Below are 26,806 nucleotides of genomic sequence, written 5' to 3'. Positions count from 1 at the left end.
CGGGTTGCGTACGTTCCCTATTCGTGCGGTAACGCACATCCCGGCTCGTGGGTGCGACGTGGCTCTTGGGTACGACGGACGAGACCGTGACGGGATGTGGCGGGATTGCCGCGACCGAAGAGACAGAGGAGCGCCAAGACATGCCGGGCACTGTGACGATGTACAGCACCACGTGGTGCGGATACTGCCGTCGGCTCAAGGGCCAGATGGACCGCGAGGGCATCGCGTACACCGAGATCAACATCGAGCACGACCCGGAGTCGGCGGCCTTCGTCGAGAAGGCGAATGGCGGGAACCAGACGGTCCCGACCGTTCTCTTCCCGGACGGTTCGACGCTGACGAACCCCTCGCTGGCCCAGGTGAAGCAGGCGCTCGGCGCCTGACCGGCCTTGACGCACCCGACCCCCGACCGGCCCGCCGCCGGACCGGGGGTCTTCGCGTATCCGCCCGCACGCGTATCCGCCCGCACACGTATCCGCCCGCCCGCACCCGTATCCGCCCGCGCGAGGCCGGGTCGTAGGTAGCGTGACCGGCATGACGACCAGGGGCGGGGCGGCCGGCGGGGCGGACGGCGAGGCGTTGCACGGAGGCATGGCGAACGCGGGCGCCGTCTTCCGCCGGGGTGAGCTGGTGGACCGGCCCGCCCCGCCCAACGCCCCCGCCCTCCACGCCCATCTCCGCGCGCTCAGGGAGCACGGCTTCGACGCGGCTCCGACTCCCGTCGGCCTCACCGCCGACGGCCGCGAGCAGCTCACCTTCCTTCCTGGCGAGGTGGCTCTGCCACCGTTCCCGGACTGGGCCCTGACGACAACCGCCCTCGAATCGGTCGGGAGACTGCTGCGCCGCCTGCACACGGCGAGCGAGGCCGCCGGGGCCGGTGCGGACGTCGACTGGCCGCAGGATCTCGCCGACCCGGCGGGAGGGACGATGCTGTGCCACAACGACGTGTGCCCGGACAACGTGGTCTTCCGCGACGGCCGGGCCGCCGCCCTGATCGATTTCGACCTGTCGGCTCCGGGCCGCCCTCTCTGGGACCTCGCGATGGCTGCCCGCTACTGGGTGCCCATGCTCGATCCGGTGTCCGCGGCCGACCTGTATCCCGGCGGGCCGGATGTGTGCGCTCGGCTGCGGATCCTCGCCGACAGCTACGGCCTCCCGGCGGCGGAGCGGGCCGCGTTGCCGGGGGTGGTCGAACAGGCCACGGAGGTCTGCCGCGGCTTCGTCGCCCGCCGCGTGGCCGACGGTGATCCTGTCTACCTCCAGGCACTGGCCGACCGTGGCGGTTGGGAGCGCTGGGACCGCGTGCGGGCCTGGCTGGCCGTTCGGCGCGAAGCGTTCACGGCCGCTCTGACCGACTGACGTGCAGCGGCGCGTTCGGGATTCTCACGCGCCGCTGCACGCGGTCAGCCCAGGCCGAGCTGGCGGGACGCCGCCGCCACCGTCTGTTCGAGGAGGACGGCGATGGTCATCGGGCCGACTCCGCCGGGGACCGGGGTGATCAGGCTCGCGCGCTCGGCCGCTGTCTCGAAATCGACGTCACCGACGTTGCCCTCGTTGTAGCCCGCGTCGATCACCACCGCGCCGGGCCTGATGTCCGCGCCGGTGATGAAGCGCGGCCTGCCGACCGCGACCACCAGGACCTCCGCCTGCCGGACAATCGAGGAGAGGTCCGCGGTGTGCGAGTGGCAGTACGTCACCGTGGCGTTGCGGCCGAGGAGGAGCATTCCGGCGGGCTTGCCCAGGATGGCGCTGCGTCCCACGACCACCGCGTGCTTGCCCGCGAGGCCGACCTCGTACGCGTCGAGCAGCCGCATGATGCCGCCGGGGGTGCAGGAGACGAATCCGGGGAGGCCGAAACCCATCGCCGCGAAGGAGTGCATGGTGACCCCGTCGACGTCCTTCTCCGGGGCGATCGCCTCGAAGGCGGCCCGTTCGTCGATGTGCGGGCCCATCGGGTGCTGCAACAGGATGCCGTGGACTCCCGGGTCGTTCGACAGCGCGGTCACCGCCGCGACCACATCCGCCGTGGTGGCGTCGGCGGGGAGCGCCACGTGCCGGGACTCGATGCCCGCACGCGCGCACCGGTTGCGCTTCATCTTGACGTACGTCACGGACGACGGGTCCTCACCGACGAGGACGGTGGCCAGGCAGGGCGGTGTTCCGGTGCGCAGCCGGATCTCCGCGGCCGCGGCGGTGGTCTCCTCGACGCTCCGGCGGGCGAGGCCGGTGCCGTCCATCAGCTGAGCCGTGCTGGTCGGGTTCACGTGGTACTCCTGGGCGCTGGGGCGATCGCGTCGGCCGACGGGCCGCGGGAATCGCGGGATCGTGGTCGGTCGCCCAGGCGCACGGCTCCGGCAGCCCCATGGACTGCCGGTGTTCTCTGCGGCCGCTCCCCGGTGGTGCTCCACCTCAGCGCCAGTCACGGCCCGCACCCACTGTAGAGGGCGCGCGGCCGGACTCGGGAGTGCGGACGCGAGCGGGGAGTGCGGACGTACTCCCCGCTCGCGCGTCCTCGCTCCGGTGTCAGCCGGCGCTGCGCGGCCTCGGGAGGGGCTTCCCGTACCAGATCTCGATCAGCCGGGCCGCGATCGAGATGCCGAACGGGGGCAGGATCTCGCCCGACTCGAAGGCGGCCGTCAGGTCCTCGCGGGAGAACCAGCGCGCCTCCTCGATCTCCTCGCCGTCGACGTTGATCTCGTACGTCGTGGCCCGTGCCATGAAACCGAGCATCAGGCTGGACGGGAAGGGCCAGGGCTGGCTGGCGACGTACTCGACCTCGCCCACCGTGATGCCCGCTTCCTCGAACACCTCGCGCGCCACGGACTGCTCGATCGATTCGCCCGGCTCGACGAACCCGGCCAGGGTGGAGAAGCGGCCCTCCGGCCAGTGGACCTGGCGGCCCAGCAGGGCACGGTCCTGGTCGTCGGTGACGAGCATGATCACGGCCGGGTCGGTGCGCGGGTAGTGCTCCGCGCCGCAGGCCTGGCAGCGGCGGATGTGTCCGGACGCCGCGATGACCGTGCGTTCGCCGCAGCGCGAGCAGAAGCGGTGCAGCCGCTGCCAGTTCTCCAGTGCCACCGCGTGCACCATCAGCCCGGCGTCGCGGGCGCCGAGGAGCAGCCCGGCCTCGCGCAGCCCGGCGGGGCGGGCCGACTGGTCCATGCGGCCCGGCAGGGAGTCCTTCTGCAGGGCGAAGTAGCTGACGCCGTCCTCGTCGGTGCCGAGGAAGTAGCGGTGGGTCTCGGTGACGGGCGCCTCGAAAGCGGGGGTCATCACGATTTCGGTGCCGTCGTCGGTGTCGTCGATCAGCACCTGCCCGCCGGACACGACGAAGACCCGGGTCGTCGGGTGGCTCCACGCCGCGGCCAGCCAGGCCTCGTCGAGGCGGTGGTGCGCGGCGCGGTCGATGCCGCTGGGCGCGGTCAGACCGATGGGCCGGTCGGTGGTGGCGTTGTCGAAGGTGCTCACAGGTGCTTCCTACTCCCCCGGGATGGATCGGGTGTTCAGAGGATTCAGCGGAGTGCGGCCGCCAGTTCGCTCCAGAGGTGGGCGGTGGTCTCCACGCCCTTGAGCAGCAGGTCGAGTTCGACCTTCTCGTTGGGCGCGTGCCAGCCGTCGGACGGTACGGAGATGCCGAGGAAGAGGACGGGGGCGCCGAGCACGTCCTGCAGGTCCGCCGCGGGTCCCGAGCCTCCTTCGCGGGTGAAGAGGATCTTCTTGCCGAAGGCCCGTCCCATGGCGCGGGCGACGGCCTGCAGGGCGGGGTGGTCGAGCGGGGTGAGGCAGGGGCGGGTGGCGGGGAGGAAGGTGATCCGGTGGCCGATTCCGGCCGGGACGCGGGCCTCTGCCCAGGCCCGTACGGCCTCCTGGATCCGGTCGGGCTCCTGGCCCGCGACCAGCCGGAAGCTGATCTTGACCTGGGCGGAGGACGGGATGATCGTCTTGCTTCCGGCGCCCTGGTATCCGCCGCCGATGCCGTTGACCTCGGCGGTGGGGCGGGCCCAGACGCGCTCCAGGGTGGAGTAGCCCGCCTCGCCGGACGCGGCCTGCGACCTGGCGGTGCGCAGCCAGGTGGCCTCGTCGAAGGGGAGCGCGGCGAAGAGTTCGCGTTCGGTGCCGGTCAGTTCGGTCACGCCGTCGTAGAAGCCGGGGACCGCGACCCGTCCGTCCGCGTCGTGGAGCGCCGCGACGAGCCGGGCGATCTCGGTCGCCGGGTTGGGGACCGCGCCGCCGAACGAACCGGAGTGGATGTCCTGGCCGGGGCCGCGCAGCTCGATCTCGCACTCGGCCAGGCCGCGCATGCCGGTGCAGACGGTCGGGGTGGTCTCGTCCCACATGCCGGTGTCGGAGACGATCACGGCGTCCGCGGCGAGCCGGTCCGCCCGCTGCTCGACCAGCGCGCGGAAGTGCGGGGAGCCCGACTCCTCCTCGCCCTCGACGAGCAGCTTGAGGTGCACGGCGGGGCTGGTACGGCCGGTGGTGGCGAGGTGGGCCCGGACGCCGAGCGTGTGGAAGAACACCTGGCCCTTGTCGTCCGCCGCGCCGCGCCCGTACATCCTGCCGTCCCGGATCACCGGCTCGAACGGCTCTGTGTGCCAGCCGTCCTCGCGGGCGGCGGGCTGCACGTCGTGATGTCCGTACACCAGGACCGTGGGGGCGTCGGGATCGTCGGACGGCCACTCGGCGTAGACGGCGGGGGCGCCGTCCGTCTCCCAGACCTCGGTGACCGGGAAGCCGGTCTCCTTGAGCTTGGCGGACAGCCACTCCGCGCTGCGCCGTACGTCCCCGTCGTGCTCCGGCTGCGCGGATACGGAGGGAATGCGCAGCCACTCCGCGAGGTCGTCGAGGAAGGCCGCGCGGTGCTGCTCGGTGTACGTACGGACGGCGCTGTCCGGGGTGTCGCTCATGACCTTCAGCTTATCCGTCCGTCGGAGGTGGCTCGTCCAGGAGGATGCGCTCCAGCTCCCGGCGGCCCGGGAGGCGCCCTGGACGGACGCTCTCACCGGTGCGGACGAAGAGGAACGTGGCCGAGACGTCGGTGAGCGGCAGTCCGTGCAGTTCGGCCCAGGCGAGGCGGTAGACGGCGAGCTGGAGGGGGTCGGCGGTGTTGGTGCGGCTGGTCTTCCAGTCGACGATCTCGTACGTGTCCCCGGTGCGGTACACCGCGTCGATACGGCCCCGGACGATCCGGCCGGCCAGCGTGATCTGGAACGGCGTCTCGACGCGGTACGGGGTCCGGCGGGCGTACGGGGTGCGCTCGAAGGCCTCCTTGAGCAGCGCGAGATCGGCCTCGTCTGCGATCTCGGCGTCACTGTCCTCGCCGCCGGGCAGCTCGTCGGGGCCGAGCATGGGCAGCGGCAGTTCCTCGAAGCGGGACTCGACCCAGGCGTGGAAGCGGGTGCCCCGGCGGGCGGCGGGCTGCGGGGGCCGGGGCATGGGCCGGGCCAGCTCCTGGGCGAAGCCGTCCGGGTCGTCGGCCAGGCGCATCAGCTGGGTGGCGGAGAGCGAGGCGGGGACGAGGACGTCACGCACGGTGGCGCGGGCCCGGCGCAGCTCCCCGGCGAGGGCGTCGAGGTCGCGGTCCCAGGAGGCGAGGGTGCGGGACTCCTCGGGGGTGAGGCGCGCGGGGACCCGCTCGGGCAGCCGGGCCGCGGGGATGTGGGGGGCGGCGTCGGCCGGGGGCACGTCGTCGCCATCGGGGAAGGGCGCGTCGTCCAGGAAGGGGTCGTCGTCCGGGAAGGGGTCGTCCTCGGGGAACAGCTCGTCCTCGAAGGGCGGCTCTTCCGGCGGATCCGGCCGCTCCGCCGCCGGGTGCGCGTCATCCGCCGGCCCCGCCCCGGCCAGTGCCGTCAGGTGGGCCATCACCGTCTCCGCGGCGGCCCTGCGGCGGGTCAGCGCGGTGTCGTCCAGCGGCAGCGGCCAGGCGTGGTCGGCCGCCGACTCGGCCAGGGCGGGGTTCTCCTCGTCCTCGGCCGGCTCGTCCGCCCAGACCTCGATCTCGCCGTGACCGGCCACGCAGTGCTCGTACAGCGCGTGCAGGAAGCCGGACGGGCCGCGCGTCTTCTTCTGGGTGGGGCCCCACCAGTGGCCGGATCCGAGCAGCAGGGTGCGGGGGCGGGTGAAGGTGACGTATCCGAGGCGCAGCTCCTCGGTGTGCTGGTGCTCCTTCATCTCCTCCTTGAAGCCCTTGAGGCCCTTGGCGTCGAAGGAGTGGATGACGGGCAGGGTGGCCGTGTCGCCGCGCAGGGCGTGCGGGAGGACCTTGGACTGGGAGGTCCAGGCATCGCGGGACTGGCCGCTGGGGAACTGGCCGCCGACCAGGCCGGGGACGGCGACGACGTCCCATTCGAGGCCCTTGGACTTGTGGGCGGTGAGGACCTTGACGGTGTTCTCGCCGCCGGGCAGCGCGTTGTCCAGGCCCTTCTCGTACTGCGCGGCGGTGCGCAGGAAGCCGAGGAAGGCGAGGAGCGTGGCCTCACCGTCGACGGCGGCGAAGCGGGCCGCGACGTCGAGGAAGTTGGCGAGGGTCTCGCGGCGGCGGGCGGCCAGGGCCTGCGGGGAGGCGGAGAGCTCGACTTCGAGTCCGGTGGCGCTCAGGACCCGGTGCAGTACGTCCATCAGGGGGTCGGCGAGCGAGCGGCGCAGTTCGCGCAGTTCGGTGGCGAGGCGGGCGAAGCGGACGCGGGCCTCGGTGGAGAACGGCAGCCGGTCGTCCCCCTCGCCCCCGGAGCCGAGGAAGGTGTCCAGGGCGTCGGCGAGCGAGATCACCTCGGCCGGGTCGACGCCCTCGACGGCCTCCGCGAGGCGGCGGTCGGGGTCGAAGTCCTCGTCGTCGCCGTGGGAGGCGCGGTGCACCAGGAGGCGGGCGCGGCGGCCGAGCAGCGCCAGGTCGCGGGGGCCGATCCGCCAGCGGGGGCCGGTGAGCAGCCGGACCAGGGAGGCGTTGGCCCCCGGATCCTGGAGGACCTCGCAGACCGCGACGAGGTCCGCGACCTCGGGGAGGTGCAGCAGCCCGGACAGGCCGACGACCTCGACCGGGATGTCCCTGGCCACCAGTGCGGCCTGGATCTGCGGGAAGTCGCCGGCGGTGCGGCACAGGACGGCTATCTCGCCGGGTGCCTTGCCGGTCCGCACCAGGTGGGCGATCGAGTCCGCGAGCCAGTCGATCTCCTCTGTGTGGGTGCGCAGCAGGGCGCAGCGGACGAGACCGTCGCGCTCGGCGCCGGGGGCGGGGCGCAGTGCCTCGACGCCCTCGTGCATGGCGCGCAGGGGTTCGGCGAGGCCGTTGGCGAGGTGGAGGAGGCGGCCGCCGCTGCGGCGGTTCTCGCTGAGGGAGTAGCGGGTGGCGGGGGCGCCGTCGGCCTGTGGGAAGTGGCTCGGGAAGTCGTCGAGGTTGGCCACGGAGGCGCCGCGCCAGCCGTAGATGGCCTGGCAGGGGTCGCCCACGGCGGTGACCGCGTGCCCGGTCGACGTGCCGTCGGGGCCGCTGCCGAAGAGGGCGGAGAGCAGCAGGCGCTGGGCGACGGAGGTGTCCTGGTACTCGTCGAGCAGGACGACCCGGTACTCCTCGCGCAGGATCGCGCCGACCTCGGGGCGGGTGAGGGCGAGCTGTGCGGAGAGCGCGATCTGGTCGCCGAAGTCGAGGAGGTCGCGGCTCCGCTTCGCCTCGCGGTAGCGCCGGGTCAGCGAGAGGAGCTCGCGGCGGGCCTCCGCCGTCTCGGGGATCTTGCGCAGTTCGGCGTTGCTGAGCTTGGCGCTCTCCAGCTCGCGGAGCAGCTCCGTGTCGTACTCCGCGAGCTGTTCGGGGCGTACGAGATGCTCGGCAAGCTCGGCGTCCAGCGCCAGCAGATCGCTGACCAGCGTGGGAAACGACCTGGTCAGGGCCGGGTACGGGCCGGGGGCGTCGCGCAGCACGCGGGCGGCGAGCTGAAAGCGGGTGGCGTCCGCGAGGAGGCGGGTGGTGGGTTCGAGCCCTATCCGCAGCCCGTGCTCGGTGAGGAGCCGCCCGGCGAAGGCGTGGTACGTGGAGATGCTGGGCTCGCCCGGCGGGTCGTCCGGATCGATGACCTCCGGATCGGTGACGCCGGCCGCGACCAGGGCCTTGCGGACGCGCTCCGCCAGCTCGCCGGCCGCCTTGTTGGTGAAGGTGAGGCCGAGGACCTGTTCGGGGGCGACCTGTCCGGTCCCGACGAGCCACACCACCCGGGCCGCCATCACCGTGGTCTTCCCCGACCCGGCCCCGGCGACGATCACCTGCGGGGCGGGCGGCGCGGTGATGCACGCCGTCTGCTCCGGGGTGAAGGGGATCCCGAGGAGCTCCTTGAGCTGCTCGGGATCGGTGAGGTGCGAGGACACTCCACAGAGGCTAACCGGCCACGCCGACAACCCACGAAGCCGTGGGCGGGCGGGCGCCCCGCGGGGCATCGGCGCCCGCGTTCCGCCGGCTGGCGGGCCACCAGCCGCGGGGAACCGTCTAGATTGACGCCAGTCGCATCAACAGCCTTACGAGGACGGTCACATGAGCGCCGACATCCCGGCCCCCGCAACCGGCTCCGGAGCGCCGGACGCCACCGCCGAACTCCGGAAGCGAATAGACACCACGAAGGCGCACCCGGCCCGCGTCTACGACGTCTTCCTCGGCGGCAAGGACAACTACCCCGCCGACCGCGAGGCGGCGGCCATGGCGCTGAAGGCCAATCCGCGCGGGTACCTCACCGTGCGGCACAACCGGGACTTCATGCGGCGCGCGGTGACGCTCGCGGCCAGAAACGGCGCCCGGCAGTTCCTGGACATCGGCACGGGGCTGCCGACCCAGCAGAACGTCCACCAGATCGTGCAGGGCATCGCGCCCGACGCGCGGGTCGTGTACGTGGACAACGACCCGGTGGTGCTGGTCCACGCGCAGGCCCTGCTCACCAGCGGGCCGCAGGGCAGCACCGACTACATCGAGGCGGACCTGCGCGACCCCGCCAAGATCCTCGGAGCCGCCCGCCGCACTCTCGACTTCGACCGGCCCGTCACCCTGGTGCTGGCTGCCGTCCTCCACTTCATCGAGGACGAGGAGGCCATTCCCATCGTCAGGCAGCTCGTCGACGCCATCCCGTCGGGCAGCCATCTCGTGCTGAGCAACGTCAGCTCGGATCTCAACCCCGAGCAGGTCGGCCAGGTGACGAAGGCCTTCAAGGAACGCGGCTTCTCCATGGTCCGCCGCTCGCGGGCCCAGGTGGAGCGCTTCGTGACCGACAACGGTCTGGAGCTGCTCGACCCCGGCGTCGTCCCGGTGCACCGCTGGCGTCCGGAGCAGGTCACCGACCTGCCGGAGGCCGCAGAACCCGACCGGGAGTTCGTGGCGAGCCTGGACGTCCTGGACCGGACGCGCTACCAGGACATCAACGACGTCACCGACGCGGACGTCAGTGTGTACGGGGTGATGGCCCGCAAACCGTGACGGTCCGGGGCCGGGCGCGCCCGCTCACTCCAGGACCTGCCGCCCCTCCGGCTGGGCACTGCACGAGGCCCTGAACGCGCAGTGGGTGCAGTGCTGGCCGGTCGTCGGGGTGAACCGTTCGTCCAGGACCCGGCCCGCGGCGGTCGCCAGCAGGTCCGAGACCCATTCGGTGTCCGGCGGCTGCTGGGCCTGCACCTTGGGGACGGCGTCGCCGCCCTCCTTCTTGGGCGCGGGCTGGCGCAGCTGTACGAGTTCGGCGCCGCCGGACTCCGGGCGTTCGCCGTCGAAGACGTCGTCGACCGCGCCTTCCCTGACGGCCAGCTGGTACACGGCGAGCTGGGGGTGGCGGGCGACCTCCTCCTTCGTCGGGGACTGCTTGCCGGTCTTGAAGTCGACGACGTAGGCACGGCCGTCCGCGTCCCGTTCCACCCGGTCCATGGAGCCCCGGATGCGCACCTCGTACTCCCCCGCCTCCAGCGTCACGTCGAAGTCGTGCTCGCTGGCGGCCGGGGTGCGGCCGGTGCGGTCCATGACGTGCCAGCGCAGGAAGCGCTCCAGGGCGACGCGCGCCTGTTCCTTCTCCTGCTGCGACTTCCACGGGGCGTCGAAGACCAGCCCGTCCCAGACCGAGTCGAGCCGCTCCATGAGGACGGCCAGATCGGCGGGCGTCCGGCCGGAGGCCACCTCGTCGGCGAGTACGTGGACGACGTTGCCGAAGCCCTGGGCGGCGGTCGCCGGGGCGTCGGCCTTCACCTCGCGGCCCAGGAACCACTGGAGCGCGCAGGTGTTGGCGAGCTGGTCGAGCGCGCTGCCGGACAGGGCGACGGGCTGGTCCCGGTCGCGCAGCGGGACGGCCGAGCGGGTCGGCTCGTACAGGCCCCACCAGCGGTAGGGGTGGGCCGACGGCACGAGCGGCTGCCCCTCGTCGTCGGTGAGCGCCGCGAGCCGGGCGAGGCGGTGGGCGGCCTCCTCGCGCAGGGCGTCGGACGCGCCGGGGTCGACGGTGGTGGCGCGCAGCTCTGCCACCAGGGCTGCCACGGCGAGGGGGCGGCGCGGGCGGCCGGTGACATCGCGGGGCTCGACGCCGAGTTCGGTGAGGAAGCGGGACGGCTGGTCGCCATCGTCGGCGGGTGCCTTGACGGCGGTGACGACGAGCCGTTCGCGGGCGCGGGTGGCGGCGACGTAGAACAGCCGGCGCTCCTCGGAGAGGAGTGCGCCGGGGGTGAGGGGTTCGGCGAGACCGTCGCGGCCGATCCGGTCCGCTTCGAGCAGCGAGCCCCGGCGGCGCAGGTCGGGCCAGAGGCCTTCCTGCACCCCGGCGACGACGACCATCCGCCACTCCAGGCCCTTGGACCGGTGCGCGGTCATCAGCCGTACGGCATCGGGCCGGGCGGAGCGCCTGGAGAGGGTGTTGGCCGCGATGTCCTGGGCGTCGACCTCCTCCAGGAAGTTGAGCGCGCCGCGCCCGCCGGTGCGCTCCTCCGCGCGGGCCGCCGTGTCGAACAGGGCGCAGACCGCGTCGAGATCGCGGTCGGCGTTGCGGCCGCCGGCGCCGCCCCGCAGCGCGGCCCGCTCCAGCCTGCCCGGCCAGGGGGTGCCGGACCACAGCTCCCACAGGGCCTCCTCCGCGGTGCCGCCGCCCTCCAGGAGTTCGCGCGCCTTTCGCAGCAGGGCGCCGAGACGCTGAGCGCCGCGGGCGTACGCCGGATCGTGCGTGACGAGCCGTTCCGGCTCTGCCAGCGCGCGGGCCAGCAGATCGCCGGAGGGCGCGGGCACCCGGTTCCCGGTGGCGCGCTCCTCGTCGCGCAGGGCCCGGCCGAGCCGGCGCAGGTCGGCGGCGTCCATGGAGCCGAGGGGGGAGGCGAGGAGGGTCAGCGCGGTCTCGGTGTCGAGCCAGGCCGCCGGGGCGGGGGGCACGGATTCCGCGTCCGCCCCGGGTTCTGCCGGGGATTCCGCCCCTGCCTCCGCCTCCGCGTTCCGGCGGAGCGCCGCCGTGGCCACCGTGCGCAGGGCGGTCAGGAGCGGGGCCACCGCGGGTTCGTGGCGCAGGGGCAGGTCGTCGCCGTCGACCTCCAGCGGAACGCCCGCCGAGGTCAGGGCCCGGCGCATCGCGGGGATCGTGCGGCCGCCGGCCCGGACCAGCACCGCCATCTCGTGCCACGGCACCCCGTCCTCCAGATGCGCCCGGCGCAGCAGGTCCGCGATGTTGTCGAGCTCGGTGGAGGCGGTCGGGTAGGTGTACGTCTCGACGGTGCCGCCCTCGTGGACCGCGCCGAGTTCCCGGTGGGCGCGGACCTTCGCGGAGGGCAGCCGGGACAGCGGCATCCGGCGGGTGAGCAGCCGGGTGGCCGCCAGCAGCCGGTCCCCGGAGCGGCGCGAGGTGGTGAGGACGCCGACCGGGGCCGGGGCGCCGTCCGCCCGCCGGAAGACCTCGGGGAAGTCGAGGATGCCGTTCACGTCGGCGCCCCGGAAGGCGTAGATCGACTGGTCCGGGTCACCGAACGCGATCAGGTCCCGGCCGCCCCCGCCGCCCGGGGTGCTCCCCCGGTTCCCGGCCAGCGCGTGCAGCAGCCGCACCTGCGCCGGGTCGGTGTCCTGGTACTCGTCGACGAACACCACGTCGTACTGGCCGGCCAGCAGCGCGGACACCTCGGGGCGCTCCGCGAGCAGCACCGCCCGGTGGACCAGCTCCGCGTAGTCCAGCACCCCCTGGGCGTCCAGCACGTCGAGGTACTCGGCGAGGAACTCGGCGGCGGCGCTCCAGTCGGGGCGGCCGGTGCGCCGGGCGAAGTCCGCGAGGGCGTCCGGGCCGAGGCCCAGTTCACGGCTGCGGGCGAGCACCGCGCGCACCTCGTCCGCGAAGCCCCTGGTGGTCAGGCAGGCCCGCAGCTCGTCGGGCCAGCGGATGTGGGCGCGCCCCTGCTTCTCCAGGTCGAGCTGGCCGGCCAGCAGATCGCGGACCGTGACGTCCTGCTCCGGACCGGAGAGCAGCCGCAGCGGGTCCGCGAAGAGATCGGCGTCCTGATGGGCGCGGACCAGGGCGTAACAGAAGGAGTGGAACGTGGTGGCCTGCGGGCTGCGGACGGCGCCGAGCCGGGCGGCCATCCGGTCGCGGAGCTCGACGGCGGCCTTGCGGCTGAAGGTGAGGATCAGGATGCGGGCCGGCTCCGCGCCCCGCGCGACGTGTGCCGCGACGCTCTCCACGAGCGTGGTGGTCTTGCCCGTGCCCGGTCCGGCGAGGACCAGCAGCGGCCCGCCGGGGTGGTCAACCACCGCGCGCTGCGCCGCGTCCAGGAGAGGGGGGTCCACGGAGCCCGGCGGGGTACGCACCAGCCGGTACGCGCCCGTGGTCCCACGCCGTGCCTGACGGTGCGGACTGTGCCGGGTGGTGGAGGAGGAGCTCACGTGGGTCGCCGGTCCTGGTGGGTGTGCTGATGGTGAGGGCGCGGCAGCTGCCGCGAACTGACGACGCTACTCCCGCGGCGGGCCCGATCGTGGCGGTACGGATGCGGGGATCGTCACGTTCGGCCCGGACGGCGAACCCGGTCGGGGCGGCCCGGACCACAGCGGACGTGCCGAGGCCGGCGCACTCCGCGCGGACGGCGCACGCCCGGCGGGCAGCGGGCTCCGCGCGCCGCGCGCGTCACGCTTCCCGTACGCCGTACGGGCCCGGCTCCGCACGATGGGCCGCCGGATGGCCGAAGCTGTCAGGTGTGAGCACCCCCGCCGTCCGCTCCCGGACCGCCCGTCACGCCGTCCGACCCGGCGTCCGCCGCCGCGCCCGGCACTCCGTCCCACCGCGCCCGTCTCATGTCCAGGCGCGGAACGTGACCGTCCGCACTGGCCGGGGCCTCGCGCAGCGGGGTGTTCTCCGCCCGGTAGTGGTTCAGCGCGCGCAGCTCGTGGCCGGGCAGCAGCGTCCCGTCGGAGCGCACGACGCGCCACCACGGCACCGCCGACCCGTACAGCGCCATGGCCCGGCCGACCTGACGCGGGCCGCCGTCCCCCAGCCACTCCGCGATGTCGCCGTACGTCATGACGCGGCCGGGCGGGATCAGCTCTGCGACGTCGAGCACGCGCTCCGCGTACTCCGGCAGCGCGTCACTCGTCGGGTTCTCGCTCATCCGGCCCATCCTGCCGTACGCCACCGACAGCGCGGCCGATTCCGTGTCCGGCCGCACACACAGCGTGCGGAGGCCGGGAAAGGGGCGTATCTTGCGCTTCGCGCGCCCCTGCATCGCACCCTGATGCCCTCCTCCGTCCAGAGGCCGTGCCACCATCATCCGGGCGGTGACCGGTGATACGAGAACACGAAGACCAATCAGAGGCGACGAAGGAGCAGGGCGTGCAGCCACCGAAGGCGGCCGACGCCTCTGATGCCGAGCCGCACCCGGAAGAGGGCCGGCCGGACTCCGACACCGGTACGGAGAGTCCTTCCGGGAGCCCGGCCGGTTCGACGCTGTCGACCTCGGAAGAGGACCTGTCCGAGCGCGTTTCCGGGGACGAACCCCTGCTCCCCGCCCGGGTGCACCGTCCCTCGGATCTGCTGCGTCTCCTCATCGGCGTCCTGGCGATCGTCGTGCTGTTCTCCGTCGCCGCGTTCGCCCACGGCACGACCACCGGTCTTGAGGAGGACATCAACAAGGGCACCGGCCAGGCGCCCGACGTGCTCATCAAGATCGCCGGCCTGGTCTCCAGCATCGCCGTCCTGCTCGTGCCGGTCGCCTTCGCGATCGAGCGGCTGATCAAACGCGACGGGCTGCGGATCGCGGACGGTGTGCTGGCCGCCGTGCTCGCCCACGGAGTGACGCTCGCGGCGGATCTGTGGGTCGCCAAGACCGCCTCCGGAACGATCCAGGACGCCCTGACCCAGCCGGCGCCGGGTGACGCGCTCACCGATCCCGTGCACGGCTATCTCGCTCCGGTGATCGCCTATATGACGGCGGTCGGGATGGCGAGACGGCCGCGCTGGCGGGTCGTGCTGTGGGTGGTGCTGCTGCTCGACGCCTTCGCCATGCTGGTCGGCGGCTACACGACACCGCTCTCGATCATCCTCACGGTGCTGATCGGCTGGACGGTGGCGTACGGCACGCTGTACGCGGTCGGCTCGCCGAACGTCCGGCCGACCGGCCAGCACCTGATGGCGGGTCTGCGCCATGTCGGCTTCCACCCCGTCAACGCGATGCGCGCCGACGACGCCCCCGACTCCGGCGACCAGAACGACCGGGGCCGCCGCTACCTGGTCTCCCTGGAGGACGGGCCGCCGCTCGATGTGACGGTCGTCGACCGGGAACAGCAGGCCCAGGGATTCTTCTACCGGGTGTGGCGCAGGCTCACCCTGCGCGGGATCACCCAGCGGCGGTCCATCCAGTCGCTGCGCCAGGCGCTGGAGCAGGAGGCGCTCCTCGCGTACGCGGCGATCGCCGCCGGGGCCAACGCGCCCAAGCTGATCGCCACCTCCGAGCTGGGTCCCGACGCCGTGATGCTGGTGTACGAGCACATCGGCGGGCGCTCCCTGGACGCGCTGGAGGACGCCGACATCACCGATGACCTGGTGCGCGACGCCTGGCGCCAGGTGCAGGCGCTCCAGTCCCGGCGGATCGCGCACCGCAGGCTCACCGGCGACGCCCTGCTGGTGGACCGTTCCGGCAAGGTGTTCGTCACGGACCTGCGCGGCGGCGAGATCGCGGCCGGCGATCTGGTGCTCCGGATGGACGTCGCCCAGCTGCTCACCACCACCGGTCTGCGGGTGGGCGCGGAGCGGGCGGTGGCCGCCGCGCTCGCGGTCGTCGGCCCGGACACCGTCGCGGACTGCCTGCCGCTGCTCCAGCCGATCGCGCTCAGCCGCTCCACCCGGGCGCATCTGCGCAGGCTCGCCCGGGAGCGGTCGCAGCGGGAGCGCGAGGCGGTGCTCGACGCGTCGGACGCGGCGAAGCGGGCCCGTACCCAGGCCGCGGAGAGCTCCGGGGACGCGGACCGCAAGGCCGCCCGCAAATCGCTGCGGACCGAGAAGCAGGCCGAGAAACGGGCCATGGACGACGCGCTGGACGAGGCGCGCGAGGAGGATCTGCTCACCCTGATCCGCCGGGAGGTGCTGCTGATCCGGCCGCAGGCCCCGGTCGAGCCGGTCCGGCTGGAGCGCATCAAACCGCGCACCCTGCTCAGCTTCATCGCGGGCGCCATCGCCGCGTACTTCCTGATCTCGCAGGTCACGGAGGCCGACTTCGGTGCGGTGGTCGAGCAGGCGGAGTGGGGCTGGGTGGCGGCCGCGCTCGGCTTCTCCGCGCTCAGCTACGTCGCGGCGGCGATGAGCCTGCTGGGCTTCGTGCCGGAGCGGGTGCCGTTCGGCAAGACGGTGCTGGCGCAGATCGCCGGGTCGTTCGTGAAGATCGTGGCGCCCGCCGCGGTGGGCGGTGTCGCGCTGAACACCCGGTTCCTGCAACGCTCCGGCGTACGCCCGGGGCTCGCGGTCGCGAGTGTCGGTGCCTCGCAGCTGTTCGGCCTCGGCTGCCACATCCTGCTGCTCGGCGCCTTCGGCTATCTGACCGGCACCGAGAAGACCCCGTCCTCGCTCACCCCGTCCAGGACCGTGATCGCGGGGCTGCTGACGGTCGCCGTGCTGGTGCTGGTCGTGACGGCGATCCCGTTCCTGCGGAAGTTCGTGGTGACCCGGGTGCGGTCGCTGTTCGCCGGGGTCGTACCGCGCATGCTCGACGTCGTACAGCGGCCGCAGAAGCTGCTCACCGGCATCGGCGGGATGCTGCTGCTCACCGGCCTGTTCGTGATGTGCCTGGACGCGTCGGTCCGGGCGTTCAGCGGCCCGGACACCCCGCACCTCAGCTACGCGAGCATCGCGGTGGTCTTCCTCGCCGGTAACGCGCTGGGTTCTGCCGCGCCGACCCCGGGCGGTATGGGCGCGGTCGAGGGCGCGCTGACGCTGGGTCTGATCGCGGTCGGCCTGCCGAAGGAGGTCGCGGCCCCGGCGGTGCTGCTGTTCCGGCTGATGACCCTGTGGCTGCCGGTGCTCCCCGGCTGGATCTGCTTCAACCACCTCACCCGCAAGGGCGAGCTCTAGGAGTTGTCCGGGCCGCCGGCCACCCGCTTGGACCGGTGCCCCGTGCACCTTCCCCGTCGCCGCCGCACGATGGAGCGATGAGGACCTCCCCTGCCCTGCGCGCCGCGGCCCTCGCCGCCACCGTGACCGTGCTGCTTCCGCTCACCGGCTGCTCGGACGGCGGTGACAACGACGCACCGGACCGCTCGCAGGGTTCGCCGCACCCGGCGAACGCCGCCGCGAGCCCGGGTCCGTCCGCCCTCGCCACCCAGCAGCTGACGTGGAAGCGCTGCCCCGCCCCGTCCCAGGCGGAGGGCGGCGGTGCCGCACCCTCGCCGCTGCCCGGCGGGGCCGTCTGGGAGTGCTCCGTCATGAAGGTCCCGCTCGACCACGCCAAACCCTCCGGCGCCACCATCGGCCTGGCGCTCATCCGCGCCAAGGCCATGGACCAGAAAAAGCGGATCGGCTCCCTCATCTTCAACTTCGGCGGCCCCGGCGCCTCCGGCGTCGCGACCCTGCCCGCCTTCGGCACCGACTACGACAAGCTGCGCACCCGCTACGACCTGGTGAGCTTCGACCCGCGCGGGGTCGGCCGCAGCGACGGCGTGCGGTGCGAGACCGACAAGCAGCTGGACGCCCGCTACCAGGCCGACGGAACGCCGGACGACGCCGCGGAGGAGAAGGCGTTCATCGACGACACCAAGGCGTACGCGGCGGCCTGCGAGCAGAACTCGGGCCGGGAGCTCCCCTTCGTCGGGACGACGAACGCCGCCCGCGACATGGACCTGATGCGCCAGGTGCTGGGCGACCACCAGCTGCACTACTTCGGCATCTCGTACGGCACCGAACTGGGCGGCGTCTACGCGCACCTGTTCCCCAAGAACGTGGGCAGGTCGGTGCTGGACGCGGTGGTGGACCCGACCGAGGACGCCGAGCAGTCCTCGCTCGGCCAGGCCAAGGGGTTCCAGCTCGCGCTGGACAACTTCGCAGAGGACTGCGCGAAGCGGGGCGACGCCTGCAAGCTGCCGGGTTCCGACGCCGACGGGATCGAGCAGGGGATCTCCGACCTCCTGGACCGGCTGGAGAAGCACCCCGTGGCCGGACTCGGCGCACGTAAGCTGACCGAGACCCAGGCCACCACCGGCATCGCGGCGGCCCTGTACTCCAAGGAGACCTGGCCGCTGCTGGAGCAGGGCGTCGACGAGGCCGACGGCGGCAGCGGCGGACTGCTGCTGGCGCTGGCCGACTCCCTCAACGGCCGCTCCGACAACGGCCACTACGACAACTCCGCCGCGGCCAACACCGCCATCAGCTGCGCCGACTCCAAGGAGCGGTTCACGCTGGAGGAGACCAGGGCGAAGCTCCCCCGGTTCCGCGAGGCCTCACCGGTCTTCGGTGACTACCTGGGCTGGGGTCTGATGGCGTGCACCGAATGGCCGGTGGCCGGTGTCTGGACGCACCCCGATGTCAGCGCCCCCGGCTCGGCCCCCCAGCTGGTCATCGGCAACACCGGTGACCCCGCGACCCCCTACAAGGGCGCGAAGGCGATGGCGGAGGAGCTCGGCAAGGGCGTCGGCGTGGAGATGACGTACAAGGGCGAGGGGCACGGCGCGTACAACAGCGGCAACGCCTGCGTGCAGAAGGCGGTGGGCGGCTATCTGCTGGACGGCAAGGTCCCGGCGGCCGGAACGGTCTGTGGGTAGGCCCCTCCCGGCGCCGTCCTACCATGGGCGAACTGCCGACCTGGCAGGGCGGAACACGGGGGACACAGGGGAGGGACTCACGTGGTCTCATACGTACGGGCCGGGGCGCTGGCCGCCGCCGCGCTGCTGCTGACGGGGGCGCTCGCGGGCTGCGACGACGGTACGGACGACAAGCCCGGCAAGGCGGCGGACGGCGGTACGGCCGGCTCACCGTCCGCCACGGCCCCGTCCACCGCGGACGGGAAGCCCGCGCGGCTCCCGGCCCTGCCCGGCTCGCTCACCTCGCAGCACCCGGACTGGAAACGCTGCGGAGCCCCCGAGGGCGGGACCGCACCCGGTTCGGACTGGCGCTGCGCGACGGTCCGCGTCCCGCTGGACTACGCCAAGCCGGCGGGCGACACGATCGGGATCGCGCTGATCCGCAAGGAGGCGCGCGACAAGGGCCGGCGCCTCGGCTCGATGCTGTTCAACTTCGGCGGCCCCGGCGGCTCCGGCGTCTCCATCCTGCCGCGCGCCGCCGGTTCGTACGAGAAGCTCAACACCCGTTACGACCTGGTGGGCTTCGATCCGCGCGGGGTGGCCGGGAGCGCCGGGGTGCGGTGCCGCTCCGACCAGGAGCAGGAGGACGCCGCCCGGAAGGTGGATATGACTCCGGACACGGCGGCGGAGGAGGCGGCGTTCTTGAAGGACGGCGCGGACTTCGGCGCCGGCTGCGAGCGCCGCTCGGGGAAGGTCCTGCCGTTCGTCGGCACATCGAACGCCGCCCGCGACATGGACCTGATCCGCGAGGTGCTCGGTGACCGGAAGCTGACCTACTTCGGCATGTCGTACGGGACGGAGCTGGGCGGCACGTACGCCCACCTGTTTCCCAAGAACGTGGGGCGCGCCGTCCTGGACGCCGTCGTCGACCCCACGGCGGACACCGTCGGGCACGCCCGCAACCAGGCGATCGGCTTCCAGCGGGCGCTGGAGAACTACCTCAAGGACCGCGGCCAGGACCCGAGGACGGGCACCCGGCGCATCGCCCGGCTGCTGGCGGAGATCGACAAGAAGCCGCTGCCGACCGGCACGTCCCGCGAGCTCAACGAGTCGCTGGCGATCACGGGCATCGTGATGCCGCTCTACTCCAAGGAGAGCTGGCCGGTCCTGACCCAGGCGCTGGACGAGGCGGAGAGCGGCCGGGGCAGCATCCTGCTCCAGCTGGCCGACTCGTACAACAGCCGGGACGAGAAGGGCCATTACGGCACCGAGAGCCACTCGCAGCGGGCCATCTCCTGCGCGGACAGCAACGCCCGGCCGACGGCGGCCGACGCGAAGGCGCTGCTGCCCGAGTTCGAGAAGCTGTCGCCGGCCTTCGGGGCCTTCCTGGCCTGGGACACCGCGGGCTGGTGCTCGGGCTGGCCGGTGAAGGGTGAGCGCGACAACCCGGAGGCGAGCGCTCCGGGCGCCGCTCCGATCCTGGTCGTGGGGACGACCGGCGACCCGGCGACCCCGTACGAGGGTGCCCGGAAGATGGCGGACGAGCTGGGCAAGGGCGTCGGCGTGCTCCTCACCAACAAGGGCGAGGGGCACGGCGCCTACGGACAGAACACCTGCGTGACGTCGACGGTGGACACGTACTTCCTGGACGGGAAGGTCCCGGCGGACGGCAGGACCTGCTCGTAGCGGAGCACGGTGGATACGCCGAAGGGGCCGGCCCGCACGATGCGGACCGGCCCCTTCGCAGCGTTCTAGTACACCGGCTTCTCGGGCTCGATCTGGTTGACCCAGCCGATCACGCCGCCGCCGACGTGCACCGCGTCGGCGAAGCCCGCCGACTTGAGGACCGCGAGGACCTCGGCGCTGCGGACACCGGTCTTGCAGTGCAGCACGATGCGCTTGTCCTGCGGGAGGTCCTGGAGGGCGTTGCCCATCAGGAACTCGTTCTTCGGGATCAGCTTCGCGCCGGGGATCGAGACGATCTCGTACTCGTTCGGCTCGCGGACGTCGATGATCTCGATCTTCTCGTCGCCGTCGATCCACTCCTTGAGCTGCTTGGGAGTGATCGTGGAGCCGAGCGCCGCCTCCTGGGCCTCCTCGGACACGACGCCGCAGAAGGCCTCGTAGTCGATGAGTTCGGTGACGGTCGGGTTCTCGCCGCAGACCGCGCAGTCGGGGTCCTTGCGGACCTTGACCTGGCGGTACTGCATCTCCAGCGCGTCGTAGATCATCAGCCGGCCGACGAGCGGGTCACCGATTCCGGCGAGCAGCTTGATGGCCTCGTTGACCTGGATGGAGCCGATGGACGCGCAGAGCACGCCCAGCACCCCGCCCTCTGCGCAGGAGGGAACCATGCCGGGGGGCGGCGGCTCCGGGTAGAGGCAGCGGTAGCAGGGGCCGTGCTCCGACCAGAAGACGGACGCCTGGCCGTCGAACCGGTAGATGGAACCCCAGACGTACGGCTTGTTCAGCAGCACGGCCGCGTCGTTGACGAGATAGCGGGTGGCGAAGTTGTCCGTGCCGTCCACGATCAGGTCGTACTGGGCGAAGATGTCCATCACGTTCTCGGCTTCGAGCCGCTCCTCGTGAAGGATCACGTTCACCAGGGGGTTGATCCCCTGCACGGTCTCCTTGGCCGACAAGGCCTTGGACTTGCCGATGTCGGCCTGGCTGTGGATGATCTGGCGCTGCAGGTTCGACTCGTCGACCTCGTCGAACTCCACGATGCCGAGCGTTCCGACACCGGCGGCGGCCAGGTACATGAGGGCCGGCGAGCCGAGACCGCCGGCGCCCACACAGAGCACCTTCGCGTTCTTCAGCCGCTTCTGCCCGTCCATCCCGACATCGGGGATGATCAGGTGGCGGGAGTACCTGCGGACCTCGTCGACGGTGAGCTCAGCAGCTGGCTCGACCAGGGGTGGCAGCGACACAGGAACCTCAACAATGCAGGTGGTCGGTTTCTACGTACTTCGACTACGTACGGTTGTTCTTGCCGTAACACTGCCACGCCCCCTCTCATTCCGAGATACCAGGTCCGATCCGCGAGACGATTTCGTCCCAGTAGCTGGGCAGCGTCGCGAATGGATCGGTTTGTCCACGCCTGTGCGCCGGATCCGCCGCCCCGGTGCGGTCGGTGAAGAAGATCGTCCCGGCGCCCTGCCAGCGCGCGATCCGCATCGCCTCCTCCAGATGGCTGCGCGGGACGCCGTGGACGAAGTGCGCGAACCGGTCGGGCGGGTAGGCGGCGGTCCACTCCGCCACCTGCGACCAGCGGTAGTCGGTCCACGGGCCGCGGAAGGTGACGAGCTGGTCGGCGGCCTCCGCGTAACCGGGGTACGGGTGGGTGTCGTGCCCGAGCACCAGGTGCCCGCCGTCCCGCGCGCTGTCGCCGTCCGCCAGGAGCGCGGCGAGCGTGCTGGTGAGCCGGCGCACCGCCGGGAGGCCGGGGCGGTCGGCCGGGCAGCGGTCGAGGTAGAAGCCGTCGACGCGGTACCAGTCCAGGAAGGACCGGGCGTCGGTGAGCAGCTCGTCGAACGGCCGGTTGCCGAAGGCCAGATCGAGCCGCCCGAGCAGCCGTCCGGCCGAGGCCCGTACGGCGTCCAGCGCCTCGTCGCCGTGCACGGCCCGCTCACGGGCGTTACGGAGCCGGCCGGCGGCCTCCAGACAGTGCGGGTCGGGACGGCTGCCGGGGCCGTTGTCGATATCGAGGACGGCCCAGTGCAACGGGGTGCCGGGGCGGGCCAGCTCGGCCCATTCGACGGGTGCGAGCAGCGGGTGCGCGTAGCCGGGGACGCCGAAGCCGAGCCGCTCCGCGCCACTGGTGCGGCGGGCCGTTCCGCTGCTGGTCAGATGCGGCACGCCGCCTCCATCCAGATGTCCGCGAGGGACTCCTCCAGATTGATCCGGGGGCGCCAGCCGAGCCGGTCCCTTGCCGTGCGGACGTCGGCCTGCTGCCAGGCACCGCAGCCGTCCGGGTAGGGCGAGGGGGTGGCCGAGAGGTGCTCCATGACCGATTCGGCGGAGGTGCGGGGGGCGCCGATGGGCAGCCGGGCGGGGGGCGTGTCCAGCTCGTGGAGCGCGCCGGCGTACCCGGCGACCTTGGCCAGTACGGCGGCGGCGTCGCGCAGGCGCACGGCCCGGCCGGTGCCGATGTTGACGACGCCCTGGGCGGCGGAGAGCGAGGCGGCGTGCACGGCGCGCGCGACGTCGCGCACATCGACGAAGTCGCGCTGCACGCCGAGGCCGCTGAGCTTCAGGTCGCCGTCACCGGACTGCATGGCGCGGCGCATCGCCTCCGCGAGCCGGCCGAGCGGGGAACCGGCCGGGGTGCCGGGGCCGACCGGCGAGAAGACCCGCAGCACCACCGCGTCGAGGCCGGAGCCGAGGACGAGTTCGGTGGCGGCGAGCTTGCTGACGCCGTACGGGCCGCCGGGGCGCGGGATGGCGTCCTCCGCGGTGGACGAGCCGGGCTGCGAGGGCCCGTACTCGGAGGAGCAGCCGACCTGGACGAGCCGGGCGGTGCAGCCGCTGCGCCGCATCGCCTCGCAGACGGTGGCGACGGCGACGGTGTTGTGGCGGGTCAGGTCGCGCGCCCCGCCCCGGGTGGCGCCCGCGCAGTTGACGACGACTCCGGGGTGGACGGCGTCCAGGAAGCGGGTGAGGGCTCCCGGGCTGCCGCTGGCGAGGTCGAACCGTACGTCGGCGTCGTCACCGCGGCCGAGCGCCGTGAGGTGTACGGCCGGGTCGGCGAGCAGCCGGTCGGCGACGAACCGGCCGAGGAATCCGTTGGCTCCGAGCAGCAGCACCCTCATCGTGCGCCCCCTGGGTGCCGACGGCGGGCTGCCGGTGCGAGGTATTGGGGGGTCATGTCCGGTGTCTCCTTGAGGCAGTTGCGTACGGTGCGGAAAGGGACCCGCGGCGTCGGCTCCGCGGGGCGTCTGTGGTGCGTGACGGTGTGTCGTGGTGCGTCGGTGGTGCGTCGTGGTGCGTCAGGCGGCGGTGTGGGCGGAGGCTCGGGAGAGCGCGACGGTGGCGGTGGTCAGCAGGCCGAGCGCGGCCGCGCCGCAGGCCACGGCGGGGACGGCCCCGGCGCCCGCCGCCGCCACGAGGGCGTCGACGGGCCGGGCGAGGGGGTGGAGGCCGGGCAGCCGCCCGGCCAGGACCAGGGCGGGGGCGGCGGCCTCGACGGCGCAGGCGGCGGCGAGTCCGGTGGTGGCCGGTTCGGGGAAGCCGTGGACGGTGAGGAGCCGGGCCAGCAGGAGCAGCACCCCGAGTCCGGCGGCCCCGACGGGGGCGCCGCCCCCGGTCCCGAGTCCGGCCAGGTACAGCAGCCCGGTCACGGCGCAGAGGAAGAGCGCGACGGCGCCGAACAGCAGGGGGCGCACGCCTGCCGCGAACTCCTCCAGTGCGCGGCTGCCGTGGAGTTTGCGGTGCGCGTGCATGGAGAAGAGGTGCGCGCACCAGGCGGCCGGGGCGACCGAGACGGCGAGCCCGAGCAGCGGCGCCGGGGTGAGGTCCCAGGGGCCTTCCGGTCCACCGCTGAGCACCTGGTGGAGGAGGGCCTCGCCGTACAGGGCGTAGCCGAGCAGCCAGCAGCCGTACAGGTTGGCGGTTCCCGTGGCGCGGCCGCCGGTGGAGAGCGGCCCCGTGCGCAGGGCGACGGCGAGCCCGACGAACGCGAGGAGGGCGCCGCCGCTGCCGATGGCGAGCCGCGCCCCGCCGCCGAGCACCCCGTCGGTGAGCCGCAGCGTGAGCAGGGTCGCCAGGCAGGCGGCGCCGGGCAGCAGCGCCCGGAGCGACCACGCGGCGCGCGTCCGGACGTCACGCGCCGGGGCGGAGAGCACGGCGACGGGCTCCCGCGCGGTACCCGGCACCCGGGCGAACAGCTCCTCCGCGAGCGAGAAGACGTCGCGGTGCCGGTAGCGGGCGGCGGTGCGGTCGGTGACGCCGTGGGCTTCGAGCCCGGCGGCGATCTCCAGCGGGTCGACGGCACGCTCGCAGAGTTCGCGGTGCCGGTGCATGAGCGACTTCACCGGGTCGGCGGGACCGCGCCGCCCGGTGCTGAGCTTGCGCACCGGGGCGGCGTGCGCGATCTCGGGGGCGCGGGTGGGGGGCGCGCAGGACGTGGGGGGTTCGGAGGACGGGGAGTGCTCGGAGGACGCGGAGTGTTCGGCGGGCTCGGCGTGCGCGGTCGGTTCGGCGTGCACGGTCGGTTCGGCCGGCGGGGTGGGCTCGGCGGGCTGGGGCACGTGCTCCGGAGGGCCTTGAGTGGACGGCTCGGGGCGCTCGGGTGCGCCTTGGTCCGGCGTCTCGGCGGGGGCGCTGCCCGCCGTCTCCGCCGTCTCCGCCGGGGCGGTCCCGTCCGTGTCCAACGTGGCGGACAACGCGGCGGTTCCGGCCGGTGGACCGGGGACGAGCGCTCGCGAGCGGGGGTCCCAGCCACTTCCGGTGGCCGGTGCGCCGGGTACCTCGGTCGGGCGGCCCATCGTCGTTCCTCCGTGCTCCTCACCGGGGGCACCGGGCAGCCCGGTCCGGTCTGTACGGCGGCCCGGTCCGGCCGCTCTCTGCTCACGCATCGCCGTCCCCCGCTCCGCGCGCCCCCGCGCAGACCCCGCTCCCGGCCCAGCTGGGTGTGCGCTCGGCCGGTCCCGGGGCGAGGTCTTCGTCCAACTCGGGCCACAGGCTCAGGACATGGGCCTCCGGTGGGGTGGCGAAGGGGCGCGGCCCGGCGTCCTCGTTCGCTGTCGCCGCGTCCCTGCGCACCGGCGCCCGAGCGATCAGCTCCAGGTAAATGCCGCGAAACGCCGCGAGGTTCTGTTCGACCGTGAAGAGTTCGAGCGCGCGGGCGCGGGCGGCCGCGCCCAGGCGCGCACGGCGCTCGGGGTCGCGCAGCAGCGCCAGGCAGGCGTCCGCGAGCGCCCGGGGGTTGCGCGGGGGCACCACGAGCCCCGTCCCGCCGATGACCTCGACGACCGCGCCGACGTCCGTGGAGACCGTGGCCCGGCCGCAGAACATCGCCTCGACCAGGCTGATCGGGAAGCCCTCGACCACGCTGGAGAGCACCACGATCCCGCCGGCCGCGTACGCCTGGGCGAGGTCGGGGACCTCGGCCCCGCCGATCTCCTCGAAGGAGACCGGGTTGTCGCCCACGGCGTGCGCGTCGGCGGCCTCGTCCGGGAAGAGCTGGGCGGCGAGCGCCCGGCACTGGGCGAGGTAGCCGGCGCCCTCCGGACCCTGGGCCGCCGCGCCGATGATCCGCAGCCGGGCGTCGGGCTCGGCCCTGCGCACCTCCGCGAAGGCGTGCAGCAGGGCGACCAGGTCCTTGGCGGGCTCGATCCGGCCCACCCAGACCAGGGTGTCCGGGCCGCCGTCGCCCTCGGTCTCGCCCAGCGCCGCGAACCGGCCGGACTCCATACCGGGGTAGACCGTGCGCACCTTGGCGGGGTCCGCGCCGCAGCGCTCCTGCCAGCGGCGGGCGTGGGTGTTGCCCGGGGTGATCAGGGCGGCCTGGCGGTACACCTCGGCGGCGAGCCGGCCGTGGAAGTTCGAGAGGAGGGCGCGCACCGGCGCACTGAGCGGGGTGCCCGCCGCCGCGAGGTAATGCGACCGCAGACGCACGGAGTGCTCCGTGACCAGCAGCGGCACACCGAAGAAGCGTTTGGCCAGCAGACCCGGCAGAGCGGCGGCGCCTCCGGAGGTGGCGTGGCAGAGGTCCACGGCACCGAGGCTCTCCTCGTCGTACCAGTCGAGGGAGAGCGGGCGGAGCACCCGGTCGAGTTCCGCGGCGAAGGCGAGGAGGTCGGGGACGGTGGCGGCCTGGACAGTGCGGCCGGTGCCGGGCGCGCGGCAGGCCGCCTCCAGGATCCGTACCGCGGCCTCGGAGCGGAGCGCGGCGGGAAGTCCGCCGTGCTCGCAGGCCAGTTCGGCCAGACCGTAGAGCCCGTCCGTGAACCGCGCGTCATCGGTCAAACGCGCGTCGTCGGCGGACCGCGCGCCCCCGCCGGTCAGCAGCCGCGCCTCCTCGACGAACCGGGCGTCCTCGGCGGGCCGCTCGTCCCCGGGGCCGTCGCCCCGCTCGGCCAGGGGCGCGCCCGTGGCGCAGACCGCGGTCGCGAGCGCCGTGAAGTGGGTGGTGAAGCGCCGTCGTTCACGCCGTCCGTAGGAGTGCGCGCCCCCGCCGGTCAGCAGTCGCGCGAGCAGTCCTCTGGGGACGTGCAGGCCCAGGGCGTCCTCGTCGGCGGTCCACAGCGGCGCCGTCCGTACCCGGCTCACCTGGAGGGGGAGCTGGACCCAGCCGCGCGCCTCCTGTTCGGCGTCGCGGCTCAGCGCGAAGAGATCGAACTCGTGTTGCGAAAGTCCCCGCACCAGACGGTCGCACCAGAGTCTGGACTCACCGGTCGCATACGGATAACCACCGTCGGTGAGGAGTCCGATCCGCACGAGCACACCCCCGATCTCCCTTGTGGGCGGCCACCGTTGGATCGGCGACTCGCAGCGGGACGACCGTAAGCGGATACGCCGGTGGTGGGGGGGGGGGGGGGGGGGGGCCCCCCCCCGACGGGGGGCCCCGCCCGAACCAACAAACCCCAGAAAGAGACCGCCCCCCCCCCAGACGGGGGCGAA

The 26,806-nt window shown here is 73.4% G+C and carries 17 protein-coding genes; 6 read left to right on the top strand and 11 right to left on the bottom strand.

The genetic code is table 11. From position 1 onward, the window contains the following. Positions 1–140 precede the first annotated feature (140 nt). Positions 141–383: a mycoredoxin gene (locus ACFVQ0_RS12370; RefSeq protein ID WP_024492713.1), complete on the top strand. Its 243-nt coding sequence runs from the start codon at positions 141–143 to the stop codon at positions 381–383. A gap of 151 nt (positions 384–534) precedes the next feature. Then, on the top strand, positions 535–1,359 hold the full coding sequence (locus ACFVQ0_RS12365; RefSeq protein ID WP_390087094.1) for a phosphotransferase: 825 nt from the start codon (positions 535–537) through the stop codon (positions 1,357–1,359). Between the two features lie 44 nt (positions 1,360–1,403). On the opposite strand, the gene ACFVQ0_RS12360 is transcribed toward ACFVQ0_RS12365, so the two are convergent. The 4 genes from ACFVQ0_RS12360 to ACFVQ0_RS12345 form a co-directional block, all read right to left on the bottom strand. Beyond that, the gene (locus tag ACFVQ0_RS12360; RefSeq protein ID WP_390087793.1) at positions 1,404–2,237 is read right to left on the bottom strand and encodes a bifunctional 5,10-methylenetetrahydrofolate dehydrogenase/5,10-methenyltetrahydrofolate cyclohydrolase; all 834 of its coding nucleotides are present in this window, start codon (positions 2,235–2,237) and stop codon (positions 1,404–1,406) included. A gap of 286 nt (positions 2,238–2,523) precedes the next feature. Next, on the bottom strand, positions 2,524–3,468 hold the full coding sequence (gene nudC / locus ACFVQ0_RS12355) for an NAD(+) diphosphatase (RefSeq protein WP_311303367.1): 945 nt from the start codon (positions 3,466–3,468) through the stop codon (positions 2,524–2,526). Between the two features lie 44 nt (positions 3,469–3,512). After that, positions 3,513–4,907, bottom strand: a complete 1,395-nt coding sequence (locus ACFVQ0_RS12350; protein WP_390087092.1) for a dipeptidase — start codon at positions 4,905–4,907, stop codon at positions 3,513–3,515. Between the two features lie 10 nt (positions 4,908–4,917). Continuing rightward, positions 4,918–8,355, bottom strand: a complete 3,438-nt coding sequence (locus ACFVQ0_RS12345; protein ID WP_390087090.1) for a UvrD-helicase domain-containing protein — start codon at positions 8,353–8,355, stop codon at positions 4,918–4,920. A gap of 163 nt (positions 8,356–8,518) precedes the next feature. On the opposite strand from ACFVQ0_RS12345, the gene ACFVQ0_RS12340 reads away from it, so the two are divergent. Next, positions 8,519–9,448, top strand: a complete 930-nt coding sequence (locus ACFVQ0_RS12340; protein ID WP_390087088.1) for an SAM-dependent methyltransferase — start codon at positions 8,519–8,521, stop codon at positions 9,446–9,448. A 24-nt stretch (positions 9,449–9,472) separates the two neighbouring features. Here ACFVQ0_RS12340 and ACFVQ0_RS12335 read toward each other — a convergent pair whose 3' ends face one another. Together ACFVQ0_RS12335 and ACFVQ0_RS12330 are read right to left on the bottom strand one after the other, a co-directional pair. Further along, positions 9,473–12,853 carry an ATP-dependent helicase gene (locus ACFVQ0_RS12335; protein WP_390087086.1) on the bottom strand — a complete coding sequence of 1,127 codons (3,381 nt, stop codon included), beginning with the start codon at positions 12,851–12,853 and terminating at the stop codon, positions 9,473–9,475. A 302-nt stretch (positions 12,854–13,155) separates the two neighbouring features. Then, on the bottom strand, positions 13,156–13,572 hold the full coding sequence (locus ACFVQ0_RS12330; RefSeq protein ID WP_390087084.1) for an MGMT family protein: 417 nt from the start codon (positions 13,570–13,572) through the stop codon (positions 13,156–13,158). Between the two features lie 221 nt (positions 13,573–13,793). On the opposite strand from ACFVQ0_RS12330, the gene ACFVQ0_RS12325 reads away from it, so the two are divergent. The 3 genes from ACFVQ0_RS12325 to ACFVQ0_RS12315 all read left to right on the top strand — a co-directional run bounded on the left by ACFVQ0_RS12325 (position 13,794) and on the right by ACFVQ0_RS12315 (position 19,870). Beyond that, positions 13,794–16,523: a lysylphosphatidylglycerol synthase domain-containing protein gene (locus tag ACFVQ0_RS12325; RefSeq protein ID WP_390087082.1), complete on the top strand. Its 2,730-nt coding sequence runs from the start codon at positions 13,794–13,796 to the stop codon at positions 16,521–16,523. Positions 16,524–16,600: 77 nt separating this feature from the next. Next, positions 16,601–18,205, top strand: coding sequence for an alpha/beta hydrolase (locus ACFVQ0_RS12320; RefSeq protein WP_390087080.1), 1,605 nt, complete (start codon positions 16,601–16,603; stop codon positions 18,203–18,205). A gap of 81 nt (positions 18,206–18,286) precedes the next feature. Continuing rightward, positions 18,287–19,870 (top strand): alpha/beta hydrolase, encoded by a 1,584-nt coding sequence (locus ACFVQ0_RS12315; RefSeq protein ID WP_390087078.1) that lies wholly within the window; start codon positions 18,287–18,289, stop codon positions 19,868–19,870. A 65-nt stretch (positions 19,871–19,935) separates the two neighbouring features. On the opposite strand, the gene moeZ is transcribed toward ACFVQ0_RS12315, so the two are convergent. The 5 genes from moeZ to ACFVQ0_RS12290 form a co-directional block, all read right to left on the bottom strand. Continuing rightward, positions 19,936–21,114 carry an adenylyltransferase/sulfurtransferase MoeZ gene (moeZ, locus tag ACFVQ0_RS12310; RefSeq protein ID WP_311303375.1) on the bottom strand — a complete coding sequence of 393 codons (1,179 nt, stop codon included), beginning with the start codon at positions 21,112–21,114 and terminating at the stop codon, positions 19,936–19,938. Positions 21,115–21,199: 85 nt separating this feature from the next. After that, entirely contained in the window at positions 21,200–22,042 is an 843-nt protein-coding gene (locus ACFVQ0_RS12305) for a spherulation-specific family 4 protein (protein ID WP_390087076.1), read from the bottom strand. Then, entirely contained in the window at positions 22,030–22,995 is a 966-nt protein-coding gene (locus ACFVQ0_RS12300) for an NAD-dependent epimerase/dehydratase family protein (RefSeq protein ID WP_390087074.1), read from the bottom strand. Before ACFVQ0_RS12300 ends, ACFVQ0_RS12305 begins: the two co-directional genes overlap by 13 nt. 177 nt (positions 22,996–23,172) lie before the next feature. Beyond that, a complete protein-coding gene (locus ACFVQ0_RS12295; protein ID WP_390087791.1) occupies positions 23,173–24,204 on the bottom strand; it encodes a hypothetical protein in 1,032 nt (343 codons plus the stop codon). Positions 24,205–24,751: 547 nt separating this feature from the next. Further along, complete coding sequence (locus ACFVQ0_RS12290) at positions 24,752–26,623, bottom strand: glycosyltransferase (protein ID WP_390087789.1); 1,872 nt, start codon at positions 26,621–26,623, stop codon at positions 24,752–24,754. Positions 26,624–26,806: the final 183 nt, after the last annotated feature.

It is taken from the genome of Streptomyces sp. NPDC057900 (assembly GCF_042887885.1).
Taxonomy (GTDB): domain Bacteria; phylum Actinomycetota; class Actinomycetes; order Streptomycetales; family Streptomycetaceae; genus Streptomyces.
This window is presented reverse-complemented; position numbering and strand designations above follow the sequence as displayed.

Excerpts from the sequence above, each read along its gene's own strand:
- ACFVQ0_RS12370 (WP_024492713.1), top strand. The coding sequence starts at position 141 with ATGCCGGGCACTGTGACGATGTACAGCACCACGTGGTGCGGATACTGC.
- ACFVQ0_RS12365 (WP_390087094.1), top strand. The coding sequence starts at position 535 with ATGACGACCAGGGGCGGGGCGGCCGGCGGGGCGGACGGCGAGGCGTTG.
- ACFVQ0_RS12360 (WP_390087793.1), bottom strand. The coding sequence starts at position 2,237 with ATGGACGGCACCGGCCTCGCCCGCCGGAGCGTCGAGGAGACCACCGCC.
- ACFVQ0_RS12350 (WP_390087092.1), bottom strand. The coding sequence starts at position 4,907 with ATGAGCGACACCCCGGACAGCGCCGTCCGTACGTACACCGAGCAGCAC.
- ACFVQ0_RS12340 (WP_390087088.1), top strand. The coding sequence starts at position 8,519 with ATGAGCGCCGACATCCCGGCCCCCGCAACCGGCTCCGGAGCGCCGGAC.
- ACFVQ0_RS12330 (WP_390087084.1), bottom strand. The coding sequence starts at position 13,572 with ATGAGCGAGAACCCGACGAGTGACGCGCTGCCGGAGTACGCGGAGCGC.
- ACFVQ0_RS12320 (WP_390087080.1), top strand. The coding sequence starts at position 16,601 with ATGAGGACCTCCCCTGCCCTGCGCGCCGCGGCCCTCGCCGCCACCGTG.
- ACFVQ0_RS12300 (WP_390087074.1), bottom strand. The coding sequence starts at position 22,995 with ATGAGGGTGCTGCTGCTCGGAGCCAACGGATTCCTCGGCCGGTTCGTC.
- ACFVQ0_RS12295 (WP_390087791.1), bottom strand. The coding sequence starts at position 24,204 with ATGCACCGGCACCGCGAACTCTGCGAGCGTGCCGTCGACCCGCTGGAG.